The 11,866-nt window shown below is 42.9% G+C and carries 12 protein-coding genes; 8 read left to right on the top strand and 4 right to left on the bottom strand.

Going from position 1 to position 11,866, the window contains the following annotated elements; translation table 11 throughout:
• The 3 genes from JKM87_RS12815 to JKM87_RS12805 all read left to right on the top strand — a co-directional run.
• Positions 1–189, top strand: a 189-nt coding sequence (locus JKM87_RS12815; RefSeq protein WP_202080772.1) for a hypothetical protein, incomplete at its 5' end; no start/stop codon positions are given.
• A gap of 198 nt (positions 190–387) precedes the next feature.
• Positions 388–1,095 carry a response regulator transcription factor gene (locus JKM87_RS12810; RefSeq protein ID WP_202080771.1) on the top strand — a complete coding sequence of 236 codons (708 nt, stop codon included), beginning with the start codon at positions 388–390 and terminating at the stop codon, positions 1,093–1,095.
• Positions 1,095–2,546 carry a sensor histidine kinase gene (locus tag JKM87_RS12805; RefSeq protein ID WP_202080770.1) on the top strand — a complete coding sequence of 484 codons (1,452 nt, stop codon included), beginning with the start codon at positions 1,095–1,097 and terminating at the stop codon, positions 2,544–2,546. The genes JKM87_RS12810 and JKM87_RS12805 overlap by 1 nt, the downstream gene beginning before the upstream one ends.
• Positions 2,547–2,661: 115 nt before the next feature.
• On the opposite strand, the gene JKM87_RS12800 is transcribed toward JKM87_RS12805, so the two are convergent.
• The 4 genes from JKM87_RS12800 to JKM87_RS12785 all read right to left on the bottom strand — a co-directional run bounded on the left by JKM87_RS12800 (position 2,662) and on the right by JKM87_RS12785 (position 4,722).
• The gene (locus JKM87_RS12800; RefSeq protein ID WP_202080769.1) at positions 2,662–2,850 is read right to left on the bottom strand and encodes a YtzJ family protein; all 189 of its coding nucleotides are present in this window, start codon (positions 2,848–2,850) and stop codon (positions 2,662–2,664) included.
• 144 nt (positions 2,851–2,994) lie between these two features.
• Positions 2,995–3,504 carry a sporulation membrane protein YtrI gene (locus JKM87_RS12795; protein WP_202080768.1) on the bottom strand — a complete coding sequence of 170 codons (510 nt, stop codon included), beginning with the start codon at positions 3,502–3,504 and terminating at the stop codon, positions 2,995–2,997.
• Complete coding sequence (locus JKM87_RS12790) at positions 3,504–3,833, bottom strand: YtrH family sporulation protein (RefSeq protein WP_336885176.1); 330 nt, start codon at positions 3,831–3,833, stop codon at positions 3,504–3,506. Before JKM87_RS12790 ends, JKM87_RS12795 begins: the two co-directional genes overlap by 1 nt.
• An 82-nt stretch (positions 3,834–3,915) precedes the next feature.
• Positions 3,916–4,722 carry a Cof-type HAD-IIB family hydrolase gene (locus tag JKM87_RS12785; RefSeq protein WP_202080766.1) on the bottom strand — a complete coding sequence of 269 codons (807 nt, stop codon included), beginning with the start codon at positions 4,720–4,722 and terminating at the stop codon, positions 3,916–3,918.
• Positions 4,723–4,839: 117 nt separating this feature from the next.
• On the opposite strand from JKM87_RS12785, the gene JKM87_RS12780 reads away from it, so the two are divergent.
• The 5 genes from JKM87_RS12780 (at position 4,840) to accA (ending at position 11,793) form a co-directional block, all read left to right on the top strand.
• Positions 4,840–8,301 (top strand): DNA polymerase III subunit alpha, encoded by a 3,462-nt coding sequence (locus tag JKM87_RS12780; protein WP_202080765.1) that lies wholly within the window; start codon positions 4,840–4,842, stop codon positions 8,299–8,301.
• Between the two features lie 135 nt (positions 8,302–8,436).
• Entirely contained in the window at positions 8,437–9,675 is a 1,239-nt protein-coding gene (ystJ, locus tag JKM87_RS12775) for an NADP-dependent malic enzyme (RefSeq protein WP_202080764.1), read from the top strand.
• A gap of 55 nt (positions 9,676–9,730) precedes the next feature.
• Positions 9,731–9,913, top strand: coding sequence for a glutamate decarboxylase (locus tag JKM87_RS12770; RefSeq protein ID WP_202080763.1), 183 nt, complete (start codon positions 9,731–9,733; stop codon positions 9,911–9,913).
• A gap of 33 nt (positions 9,914–9,946) precedes the next feature.
• A complete protein-coding gene (accD, locus tag JKM87_RS12765; RefSeq protein WP_202080762.1) occupies positions 9,947–10,798 on the top strand; it encodes an acetyl-CoA carboxylase, carboxyltransferase subunit beta in 852 nt (283 codons plus the stop codon).
• Positions 10,799–10,815: 17 nt separating this feature from the next.
• Positions 10,816–11,793: an acetyl-CoA carboxylase carboxyl transferase subunit alpha gene (gene accA / locus JKM87_RS12760; RefSeq protein WP_202080761.1), complete on the top strand. Its 978-nt coding sequence runs from the start codon at positions 10,816–10,818 to the stop codon at positions 11,791–11,793.
• Positions 11,794–11,866: the final 73 nt, after the last annotated feature.

The following is an 11,866-nucleotide window of genomic DNA, read 5'->3' as shown; positions in this document are numbered from 1 at the left end:
GCAGCAGAAGTAGAAGCAGAAGCTGACAGCACCCAAGAAGCGTCAGCGGAAGTAGAAGCAGAAGCTGACAGCACCCAAGAAGCGAGCACCGAAGAAGAAACGTCGCTTAAGCCGCTTCAAAAGCTAACATCCTACTTCAAACAACTTGTTTCAGACTATCAAACCTTGTTTTCCTTTTTAAATAAATAGTGAGAATGGCTTAACACCCCCACTTTCTCTCTAGATATTGTTCACCCCTTTAGCAAAAAGAGGAATCTCATAATAGGGATTCCTCTTTTTTTGTGCTATCATAAAAAAAGGATATTGAGCGAAACTTATAGAAGTATACTCATATATCAGATGTAAGTTCAGTATAGATAGAAATAATCAACTAAGGTGATGACAATGATGAATAGGTTTAAAGTACTGGTCGCTGACGACGACCCTAATGTAATTGAAATTATTCGTTTATATTTTGAACAACAACAGATAGATCTTGTGGAAGCGAATGATGGGGAACAAGCTCTTGAATTGGTGGAAACAGAACAACCTGATATCGTCCTACTAGATATTATGATGCCTAATATGGATGGTTTAGAGGCATGTCGTCAATTGCGAAAAAAATATGATATTCCTATTATTATGTTAACCGCCAAAGGCGAAGAATTCGACAGAGTGTTAGGCTTAGAGCTAGGCGCTGACGACTATGTCACCAAACCGTTTAGTCCGAGAGAATTAGTAGCCAGAATCAAAGCCATCTTCAGAAGAATGCAACCCAGACCTGAACGCACAGAGCAAGAAAACCAAGAGGACACAAATGTACTAGAATTCAAAGACTTGCAAATATACCTTGATCGTCGTGAAGTGATCGTAAAGGGAGAGAAAATAGGATTTAGACCCAAAGAATTTGACTTGCTTGTACACCTAGCGCGCTCACCTAAAAGTGTCTACACACGAGAACAGTTATTAGAGCAAGTATGGGGCTACGATTTTATGGGTGATATCCGTACCGTTGATGTTCATGTTAAAAAAGTACGACAAAAGTTAGAACAACTCGATACAAATTATGTTCAAACGGTATGGGGAGTGGGCTACAAATTTGAGGTGGAAGATTAATGCTAGGTATGGATAAAAGCCTGTTTCGCAGGCTTATTTTAAGTTACCTTTTAACAGTGTTAATCGGTATTGGATTTGTAGGGATTCTGATTTCTTACTTAGTCAAAGGGTACATCTTCTCCACAACCCAAGAGGAGATGGTACGCAAAGGTCGTATCGTTAATATGACCATACAAGATATGCAGATCCAGTCAGAAGAGACGGAGCAAATGCTTGTATTTCTAGATCAATCGTTTAATACGAGAATTTGGGTTTTTGATCGTTCAGGTGAAATTATAACGACATCTACGAAAGATGAAGTGTCTATTGGTAAATCGGTGGCGTCATCTATCGTAGAGCGAGTGTTACAAGGGGAAGATGCGGTCAATCGCTTAGAATTCGAGGGGCTTAATGAGCCTATGTTGTCCGTTGTCGTCCCTTGGGGCCAGGAGGAGCAGGTGTATGGGGGTATCGTGTTACACTCACCTGTTGTCGGTATTAATCGGACTGTAATGAAGATAAGAGAAACGATCCTTTGGGCCACGTTGTTTGGGATTTTCGTTTCCACAGTGATGGTGTCATATTTATCATGGTCCATTTCCCGACCTTTAAGAACCATTGACCGCGCCGCTGAGAAGATAGGTATGGGAAATTACGATGAGCGTATTGACATCAAATCCAATGATGAAATAGGAGATCTTGCCAATACGATAAACACCATGGCAGCCAAATTGGATAGGATTGATCAAGAACGCAAGAAGCTTGACCAAATACGTAATGACTTCCTAGCCAATGTGTCCCATGAACTGCGGACACCTCTCACAGCAATGCAAGGTTTCTTGGAGGCCTTACAGGATGGCTTGATCGATGGCGAAGAGGGACGTAAGAAATACTACAATGTCATGTATAAGGAAACACTCCATATGAACCGGCTAGTGGAAGATATTTTTGATCTCATTAAGCTTGAAAATAAGGAAATATCTCTACAACCAAAACCAGTGGACGTCAACGAGGTCATTCATAATACAGCCCTTATTTTTGAACAAGAGGCTGAAGAAAAAGGGGTTGAGCTTAAGGTGGATACAGCAGACCAGCTGCCAAAAGCTTACGCAGACCCCGTACGTTTAGAACAAATTATTGTCAATCTAGTCAAGAATGCACTCAAATTTACCGAACAAGGGTATATTTCCTTGTCCACAATATCAGAGGAAGCGTTTATCAAGATACGTGTAAAAGATACAGGGATAGGTATTACAGAAGCTGATCAGGAACTGATCTGGGAACGTTTCTTTAAGGTTGATCGTGGACGTTCAAAAGTCAATAAAGGAACAGGACTGGGGCTAGCGATTGTAAAAGAATTAGTTGAACTTCACGGTGGCCGCATTGCCCTAGAAAGTGAAGTAGATAAAGGCACGACTTTTACTGTTCTAATCCCAGCGTATGAGGCGCCACATACGGAGTTGAACGGTTAGAATTAGATTCAGAACCAGAACACAAATAACACCAAACATCTCATCGAGCGACATAAAAAAGACCGGCTTTCAACAAAGTTTAAAAGTCGGTCTTTTTTATGGTTTTTGTGTCGTATTAATCATGTTGCTTAATCGGAATAAACCAGGAGCCCATAGGTGTACGGTCGATGTGAATGTTTATGTTTAATTTTGATATCTCTTTTTCAATGATAGTGGCCACTTCCGAAGTTTCAGCAAACGCGGAGAACCCCTGTTTGATTTGATTTATTTTTACCTTCGCCATTTCTTTTCGGCTTATAATCATCTACTTCCCTCCTTCACGCTCGGATGTTTGAGTAAAATGATCGTTGTTTGATATTGTATATGATTATGAGATAAAAAGCGAATTTATAGCTAAATCATATCAATATTATGCGCAGTAGTATGGAATGGTTCTTCTTCAGGTCGCTTACTCATCAAGTTTTATCATTTGTACCTTAACGGTTAATGTGGAGTAGACCACCAGTGTTTTAAGCTGTAATCCGTACCGCTGCTGCTGAATGTCATACTTACTCTCATTCACAAGGTGATGGATCGCCTCTGACGTCTCAGCGACACTTTCAAGTGGGAGTTGAATAAGAAACTTGAGGTCTCTTCGCAGGTGCTCCGCCATTTCTTTCTCTACTAACTCATCAATCGGGTCTTCGTCAGGTTGTTGAACGATTTGGACATCTATGCGACGAATGGCTATTTTCTGTTGTCTTTGTCTAGACAGTTCTGATTTGTCCTCTTCGAGTGTTTCGATATCATCCATCAGTTTGATATTGTCCAACGTCAACTGTCGATTCTGTTTCATCACATCATTGAGCGTACTTCCATGAATGTACAAAATAATAATCGCCCCAATCACAGCGCCTAGAACAAAAGTGGCGATATAACGAGTGAGCTTATCTATGAGTGCCGGTGAAGGGACTCTCATCAGTATTCCCCCACAAACCATTTAATAATAATGGTGCCCGCATGTGCACCCAAAAAGGCGCTACAGATAAAGAGGAGATGCTTAACGACCTCCCCGTGCGACCCGGAGAAAAAGCCCCTTTCAATGGCAGACAGTGTGTCAATGGTCCCACCTATCGCTGCGACAACGGCCCATATTTTAATTTTATCAGCAAGATGAGACATGAGATCTAAAGGGGGATGTGTTGGTTGAGCAATGATGATGGCCCCAAGACCACCTAACAAGCAACCTCCGATTAAAACACCGAAGGCGACAAAGAAATCTAAAATAATGGTTACTAAAAAACTCATGATCATCTCTCCCCTACGTATGCATTACTACCATGTATATGGGGAAGTGGACAGGATCATGAGTCCATTGGACAATTAACGCTTACAAGACGTTTTTTTCTAAAAAGTCAGCAATGCCTTCTTCTTCATTGGTCAGTGTTATGGCATTTGCTCTACGCTTTAACTCTGGAATGGCGTTTTCCATGGCTACACCCGTCCCTGCAAACTCTATCATTTCAAAATCATTATCTTCATCACCGAACGCAATGACGTTCTCGACGGGGATATTATAATGATGGCAAATTCGCTCCAAACCGACCGCCTTATTTAGCCCGCGGCGTATCACTTCGATCACGTTCCAGGGTGCACCCCATTTGCGATGTTCTATGACCTCGGCATGTTGTTGATCTAGTCGTCTTCTAAGCTCATCGACATTATGTTCATAGGGATATATGAGCACAGAGGTAGGGTCGGTGTGAAGGGTATCCTTAAGTAGGGATACTTCTGTATCAGGTCCAAAGAAAGTGTCGATAATCATATCGTCGTGTTTTCTAATAAAAACATGATCCATCACTTCGACCATAATATTCTGTACACCGAACGTTTCAGACGTCTCTACAACACTTTGAGCTGTACTTAAATTCAATGGAAAGTGATACGTCCCCCATGAAGTGTCTTGTGGATGATGGACGAGAGCACCATTGAAATTAATAATCGGCATATTTAGCCCTAGCTCTTTATAGTACATTTCACTAGCTCGAAATGGTCTGCCCGTGGCAATCACAACTTTGTGTCCCTGGTCCATCGCTTGGTGTAATGCTTTCTTTGTCCGTGGCGTAATGGCTTTATCTTCGTCCGTTAACAGTGTACCATCTAAATCAACCGCAATTAAAAACTGTTTTTTGCTCATCGCTTCTCCTATCCTTTTTCGATTTAATCATCTATTATACAATTATACATGAAGGACATGAAGAGCGAAATGATAGACCCGGTTAAAATGGGGATTAAGATACAAGGGGGGATTGAGATGATACAAGATTTTGTTCACCTGCATGTGCATAGCGAGTACAGCTTGCTTGATGGAGCAGGTCGAATAGAGCAACTCGTTGAAACTGCAAAAGCGCAAGGCATGCAAGCCTTAGCGCTGACGGATCATGGGTCTATGTACGGGACAATCCCCTTTTACAAAGCGTGTAAACAACACGGTATCAAGCCCATCATTGGCGTTGAAGCCTACGTCACGAATCAACCTCTAGACCGGAAGATGGTAAAAGGGGAACAGAAACTTTACCACTTATTACTCTTAGCTGAAACGTATGAAGGTTATCAGAACCTGATGAAGCTTACGACCAAAGCCCATTTAGAAGGCTTTTATTATAAACCGCGAGTAATAAAGGAGTGGCTTGCTGAATATCATCAAGGCATCATCGCCACAAGTGCTTGTCTAGCGGGGGAAGTACAGCAAGCGTTGTTGAATGATGAAGAAGAGAAAGCGCGTCAAATTGCTTTAGAATACCAGAATATCTTCGGAAGAGATTATTTTTACTTAGAAATGCAGGATCACGGTCTTGCTGAACAAAAAAAGGTGAACCATCGTTTGGTGCAGTTATCCGAGGAAACAGGTATTCCGCTAGTCGTGACCAATGACGTCCATTACGTCCACAAAAAGGATGCCGTGGCACATGACTGTTTACTATGTATTGGGACAGCCAAGAAAGTCAAAGAAACAGAAAGAATGAAATTTCCAAGTCCAGAATTTTACCTAAAAACAAAGGAAGAAATGCAACGACTGTTTCCACATGTACCTGAGGCGCTTCAAGCGTCGTCACAGATTGCACAGCGTTGTGAAGTGGACATTCCGTTAGGGAGTGAAATTTTACCGCACTATCCTGTGCCTGAAGGTCATTCGGCACTATCCTATCTACAGGAACAATGTATCCAAGGGGCCAAACAGCGTTACGGTACGATCACAGATGAGATTGAAGAAAGATTAAACTATGAACTACAGGTCATCGGTCAAATGGGCTACGCCGATTACTTTCTCATCGTGTGGGACTTTATGCGCTTTGCTCATGAGAAGGGTATTATGACAGGGCCTGGTAGAGGGTCAGCCGCAGGAAGTCTTGTGGCCTATGTCTTAAACATCACGAATATCGATCCGATCAAATACAAATTGTTATTTGAAAGGTTTCTCAATCCTGAAAGGGTGACAATGCCCGATATTGATATAGATTTCTCTGACCGTAGGCGTGATGAAGTGATTCAGTATGTCCTCTCTAAATACGGGGACGATCGGGTCGCACAAATTATTACATTCGGAACGATGGGGGCAAAAGCAGCCATTAGAGATATCGGACGAGTGTTAGATATACCCCTCCCACTTATTAATAAAGTCGCTAAAAGTGTGCCCAGTGGATTAGGCGTGACATTGGAGCGTGCCCGAGCCGAGTCGAGCGAGCTACAAGCGTTAATAAACGAGGATGAACGCATTAAACATTTGTATGACATCGCCGTTCAACTAGAAGGGACGGCAAGACATAGTTCAACTCATGCAGCAGGCGTGGTGATTTCTAAGGACCCATTACCAGAGTATGTCCCCTTACAAGAAGGTCACGAAGGGGTGCCATTAACGCAGTATGCTATGGAGGACTTAGAGGATATTGGGTTACTGAAGATGGATTTTCTAGGCTTGCGAAATCTTTCTTTACTAGAAGAAATATTACACATTATTAACCAAGGTAAGCCACAAGAAGAAGCGTTGGCCTTAGATCACATATCATTTCAGGATGAAGCCACATTTCAGCTTTTAAGCGAAGGCGATACCACGGGCGTTTTTCAGTTAGAATCAGCGGGCATGAGGAGTGTTCTCCGCCGGTTACAACCATCTTCATTTGAGGATGTCATAGCCGTATTAGCGTTGTACAGACCAGGGCCGATGGAGAATATACCTTTATTCATAGACGCCAAATTCAAAAGGACGGATGTTGAATACCCGCATGAGGACCTCAAGCCTATCTTGGAGGATACTTACGGAATCATCGTTTACCAAGAGCAAATCATGCAAATCGCTTCATCAATGGCCGGGTTCTCACTCGGAGAAGCAGATCTTTTACGTCGTGCAGTGGGTAAGAAAAAAAGGGAAATTTTAGAGCAAGAGAGAACGCATTTCGTACAAGGGTGTCTACAACAAGGATATAATAAACATGTGGCTGAGCACGTGTATGACCTGATTGTTCGCTTTGCTGATTACGGTTTTAACCGTTCGCATTCAGCCGCTTATGCCGTGATTGCCTATCAGCTTGCCTATTTAAAGGCGCATTACCCTGTTGCGTTTCTTGCCTCTCTATTATCGACGTCCATTGGTGCGACTGAGAAAGTGGCTGATTATCTATCTCAGGCTTCTAGACGACAGATCAAAGTTTTACCTCCGTCTGTACAGCATAGTCAGGCTGGGTTTACCGTGGAGCACGATCAGATCCGAATCGGTTTAAGTGTCATTAAAAATGTCGGTTATGCCGCTATTAAGGAAATTTTAGCAGAACGGAGCAAACGCCCGTTTCAAAACATGTTAGATTTTTGCCAAAGGGTTAACCTAAAGATATGTAACCGAAGGGTTATAGAGTCCCTTATTATGAGCGGTGCTTGTGATGACTTAGGTATGCATCGCGCCCAAGCACTGGCGAATCTTGATGATATTCTCGATATGGCTGAGCAAGCGCAAGGATTAAGAGACAGTGACCAACTGTTTTTCTTTGCTGATGAGATTCCGGATGACTACCCTTGGATTGATGTCCCACCTTACGCCCCTATAGAGCAATTAAAAGCTGAAAAAGAAGTCCTAGGTTTTTATCTCTCAGGCCACCCTCTAGATCCGTATCGTGACCAGCTGCGACAGTATCAATGGACACCATTGGCAGATATAACGTCACCGACGGAGGTTAAGGTGCGAACGGCGGGAATGGTTCAAAACATACGTAAAATTACCACCAAAAAAGGTCAGGCGATGGCTTTTGTGACCCTTGAAGATCACGGCAGTGAACTGGAATTAGTGGTTTTTCCTCAGGTTTATCAACAATCTCCCGCACGATACGAAGAAGGTCAACTCATATTTGTTGAAGGAAAAATAGAACCAAAGCAACGTGAAGAAGGCTTACAGCTCATTACTCATCGGGCCATAAAGGTTCAAGATTTAATAAAAAAACAGAAGGAACATCCTCAACAGCAGACACCAACAACGGACAAGGTAGAACAAGCGTTATTTATTAAAATACCAAAACGGACCGCATCCTCTATCCTCGTTTCATTACAGCGATTGTTGAAAGAAAATGATGGACATACGCCGGTCTACCTACATTATGAGAAAAATAAAAAGACTGTCCTGTTGGCGCAGGAATATAACGTCAGTGTGGATAAAGGATTCATACAGACCATAAACCACATGTTAGGAGAAGAGGAGAGTGCGATCGTTAAAAGAAAAGGGGAAGCATAAAATGTCTGCTCCCCTTTATTTACATAGATTTATGATCTGGTATAATGAGTAGGAAATAATCTGCTATAATAAATGTATAGATAATTTTATCGCTCAATGCTAGGCAAGTCATCCATAAAAGGAGAGTGAAAGTAAGTGGCCACCACTAGAGAAGAGTCGTTGCACTTACATAGGAAGAACCAAGGTAAATTAGCCGTTAAGTCTAAAATCTCTGTAAAAAATGCAAAGGATCTTAGTTTGGCGTACTCCCCTGGAGTGGCTGAACCGTGTAAAGAGATATTTGACACTCCTAAGAACGTGTATGAGTACACGATGAAGGGGAATATGGTTGCAGTCGTCACGGATGGGACTGCAGTATTGGGCCTAGGGAATATTGGACCTGCTGCGGCTATGCCAGTTATGGAAGGGAAAGCTGTACTTTTTAAGTCCTTCGCTGGTGTGGATGCGTTTCCAATTTGTCTAGATACGACCGACGTAGACAAAATTGTGGAGTCAGTTAAACTTCTCCAACCGACTTTTGGAGGAGTGAACCTTGAAGATATTGCTGCACCTAACTGCTTTGAGATTGAGGAGCGTTTGAAGAAAGAAACGAACATTCCGATATTCCATGATGACCAACACGGGACAGCGATTGTAACGCTAGCTGGGTTGGTGAATGCCCTTAAAGTTGTAGGCAAGGACCTATCGTCGATTAAAGTTGTGGCTAATGGTGCAGGTGCAGCGGGCATTGCCATTATTAAATTACTCATCCGTATGGGCGTTAAGGACATTCTACTATGTGATTCTAAGGGCATTATTTATGAGGGCAGACCCCAAGGGATGAACAATATCAAGGAACAAGTGGCCAAAATGACGAATCATAATCGCCAAGAAGGGACATTAGCGGATGCGATGCAAGGGGCGGACGTTTTTGTAGGAGTATCCGTTGCGGGTGCAGTAACTGAAGAGATGATCCAGAGTATGAACGAGGATCCTATCATTTTTGCCATGGCTAATCCAGATCCTGAGATTATGCCTGAGGATGCAAAAAAAGCAGGGGCTAGGGTGATCGGAACAGGTCGCTCTGATTTTGCCAATCAAGTCAATAACGTACTGGCCTTTCCTGGTATCTTCCGTGGTGCATTAGATGTCTATGCCACACATATAAATGAAGAAATGAAAATCGCAGCAGTCTATGCGATTGCGGAATTGATCAGCGAGGGAGAGCTAACGGAAGACTATGTTATCCCTGCTCCATTCGATACACGTGTCGCGCCAGCAGTAGCAGCGGCTGTGGCCAAGGCTGCCATGGAAACAGGTGTAGCGAGAAGACAGGTGGATCCAGACTCGGTGGCTGAGAAAACGAGACAGCTAGCGATGATTGAAGACGCGTAATCATCTATGTTATGATAACTTAGATTTATAGTCGTTGCTAAGGAGGAATCAGTACATGTGGACGGCGATTTACATAGCTCCTAGTGAAAAAATCGCAGAACGAATCCAAGACCGTCTAGCAGAAGAGGGCTTTCTTGTTAAAGTAAAACCTAGTCAGCATGGCAAACAGTTTGAGATATTAGTACCTGAAGCCGAGCTAGAGGAAATTAAGGAAGTCTTAAGCTCGATCCTCCATTAAAATGAAAAAAGAAGCAACATGTGAGGTGTTCATGTGTTAAAAGATTTATTTAATAAAAAACAGAAGCGTAAGTATGCCACCATCCCGTCGGAACAAGCGAAAAAGGATATACCTGAAGGGTTGATGGTGAAATGTAAACAGTGTGGTACAATCCTATATAAGAAAGAATTGGAAAAGAACCTGAAAGTTTGCGCCAATTGTGGTTATCACTTCCCTCTCACGGCTGGGGAAAGAATTCAGATGATAGTGGATGAGGGTACCTTTGTCGAGTATGACAAGGCTATCACGTCCAAAGACCCCTTAGAGTTTCCCGAGTATCAGGAGCGATTAGAAAGTACGATGGACAAGACAGGATTGAATGAGGCAGTCGTAACAGGCGAAGCTCAGATTGAGGGATTGCCTGTTGTGATTGGTGTCATGGACTCTAGATTTATTATGGCGAGTATGGGATCAGTCGTAGGAGAGAAGATTACGCGCGCCATCGAGAGTGCCATTGTAAACAAAAGGCCATTTATATTATTTTCGGCTTCTGGTGGGGCGAGAATGCAGGAAGGGATATTGAGCTTAATGCAAATGGGAAAAACAAGTGCAGCGCTGTCACAGCTTGACCGTCAGGGTGGCCTGTTTATTTCTGTTCTAACTCACCCAACATACGGTGGCGTTTCCGCTTCATTTGCTTCGTTAGGTGATTACAATATAGCTGAACCACAGGCTCTAATAGGTTTTGCCGGACGGCGTGTCATAGAGCAAACGATACGCCAGAAGTTACCAGATGACTTCCAGACGGCGGAATTTCAATTGAATCACGGACAATTAGACATGGTCGTTAAACGCGCTCTATTGAGAGAACGTTTGGCTACAATCTTAGACATACATGCGAGCTAAGGTAGGAGGTGAAATTGATGGCAGGAGATTTATCTTTTGAACGACCTTTAGTGGAATTAAGGAATAAAATCGAGGAGCTACAGCAATTCACGGATGAAAAGGATATCGACTTTACAGAAGAGATTAATCGGTTAGAGGAAAAAGCCCGTAACTTAGCAAAAGAAATCTACGGAAATCTGACGCCTATGCAGCGGATTCAGATTGCCCGTCACCCTCAACGTCCGACCACATTGGACTATATAGAACAGATCTTCGACTCTTTTGTAGAGGTACATGGAGATCGACTTCACGGAGATGACCGTGCCATCATTACAGGGATTTGCAAATTAGGGGACCAGCCAGTGACCGTTATCGGGCACCAAAAAGGTAAAGACACCAAAGATAATATCGCTAGAAACTTTGGGATGCCACACCCGGAAGGTTACCGTAAAGCGCTAAGGGCAATGGAACAAGCTAATAAGTTTAAACGTCCCATTGTGACTTTTATAGACACTCCTGGTGCTTTTCCGGGTATTGCCGCAGAAGAGAGAGGACAGAGTGAAGCGATCGCTAGAAACCTACGTGAAATGGCCGGGTTTGAAGTGCCAATTATATGTATCGTCATAGGCGAAGGTGGTAGTGGTGGTGCGTTAGCCATAAGCATTGGTAATCATATTTATATGTTAGAAAATGCAGTGTACTCTACCATCTCGCCTGAGGGGGCAGCAGCTATTATTTGGAAAGACGCTTCGCAGGCCCAAAGAGCGGCTGAGGCAATGAGGATCACCGCCGGTGACTTACTTGAAATGGGTGTCATTGAAGGGGTGATCCCTGAACCTCAGGGAGGCGCCCATCACAACTTAGAACAACAAGCACAATCCATAAAATCATATATTCAATCTGCATTAGATGAGTTAAACGACCTTTCTCAATTAGAGTTAGTGACTTCTCGCTATGAAAAGTTTAAAAAAATCGGAGAAATTAGCGATGTAAGCGATTACAACATGCAGGTGTAATAGTACAAAATGCTTCTGTTGACCAGAAGCATTTTTCTATGAGAAAGTGTCTATTGTAAGAGGAAATAGAGAA

Origin of the sequence: Caldalkalibacillus salinus, from assembly GCF_016745835.1 — a bacterium.
In the GTDB taxonomy this organism is placed as follows: domain Bacteria; phylum Bacillota; class Bacilli; order Caldalkalibacillales; family JCM-10596; genus Caldalkalibacillus_A; species Caldalkalibacillus_A salinus.
The sequence above is the reverse complement of the archived record's forward strand: the minus strand, read 5'-3'. Positions and strand labels throughout refer to the sequence as shown.

Bases quoted from the DNA above. Each gene is read 5' to 3' on its own strand.
- JKM87_RS12810 (WP_202080771.1), top strand. From the start codon at position 388: ATGAATAGGTTTAAAGTACTGGTCGCTGACGACGACCCTAATGTAATT.
- JKM87_RS12805 (WP_202080770.1), top strand. From the start codon at position 1,095: ATGCTAGGTATGGATAAAAGCCTGTTTCGCAGGCTTATTTTAAGTTAC.
- JKM87_RS12800 (WP_202080769.1), bottom strand. From the start codon at position 2,850: ATGATTATAAGCCGAAAAGAAATGGCGAAGGTAAAAATAAATCAAATC.
- JKM87_RS12795 (WP_202080768.1), bottom strand. From the start codon at position 3,504: ATGAGAGTCCCTTCACCGGCACTCATAGATAAGCTCACTCGTTATATC.
- JKM87_RS12790 (WP_336885176.1), bottom strand. From the start codon at position 3,833: ATGAGTTTTTTAGTAACCATTATTTTAGATTTCTTTGTCGCCTTCGGT.
- JKM87_RS12785 (WP_202080766.1), bottom strand. From the start codon at position 4,722: ATGAGCAAAAAACAGTTTTTAATTGCGGTTGATTTAGATGGTACACTG.
- JKM87_RS12780 (WP_202080765.1), top strand. From the start codon at position 4,840: ATGATACAAGATTTTGTTCACCTGCATGTGCATAGCGAGTACAGCTTG.
- JKM87_RS12770 (WP_202080763.1), top strand. From the start codon at position 9,731: ATGTGGACGGCGATTTACATAGCTCCTAGTGAAAAAATCGCAGAACGA.
- accA (WP_202080761.1), top strand. From the start codon at position 10,816: ATGGCAGGAGATTTATCTTTTGAACGACCTTTAGTGGAATTAAGGAAT.